We start from the raw sequence: 486 nt of genomic DNA, 5'->3' as shown, positions 1-486 counted from the left end.
AACCATACCTGCCTTTGTGCGTATGATAAATGTGCTTAATCTGTTCTTTTAAAGACAAATCTTTATCTGGTTGTTTGTGTTGTTTAAGATGATAGTAAAACACGCTTTTAGACAGACTGATGTGTCTTAGGAGTTTATCTAATGGATGGCCATGTTGTTGCCTTAACTCATGAACAATCAAGGTTTTTTCTTAATTGTTGGCTTTTGTGCTTTGTGTTGTGTTAAGGCGATGAGCTTTTTTAAAATATCTCGCTCTACTTTAAACTCTAAGAGTTCATTAAGCAGTTCATCACGGCTTTTGTCTTTGTCTGCCTTGATTGGTTGGGCTTTGTTGTTTGTTGTTTTATTCATTGTTTTATTGCCTTTGGGTCTGCCTTTGGGCTTAAAGGTAAGTCCTATGATGCCAAAGGATTGGTAGAATTTTAACCAAGTTGAAAGTAAGGCAGGGTTTGAGATGTCAAGCTCGATGGCAAGTTGGGTAAGCGA

2 pseudogenes are annotated in these 486 nt (G+C 37.2%); both read right to left on the bottom strand.

Going from position 1 to position 486, the window contains the following annotated elements:
• Positions 1-181 (bottom strand): annotated as a pseudogene (locus tag B5J94_RS14480) (IS3 family transposase); the annotation flags it as partial.
• Positions 178-486: pseudogene (locus tag B5J94_RS14090) on the bottom strand (hypothetical protein); the annotation flags it as partial. The pseudogenes B5J94_RS14480 and B5J94_RS14090, both read right to left, overlap by 4 nt.

Origin of the sequence: Moraxella lacunata, assembly GCF_002027545.1 — a bacterium.
Lineage (GTDB): Bacteria > Pseudomonadota > Gammaproteobacteria > Pseudomonadales > Moraxellaceae > Moraxella > Moraxella lacunata.
Note: the sequence above shows the minus strand (reverse complement) of the source record. Positions and strands in the feature narration are given on the sequence as shown.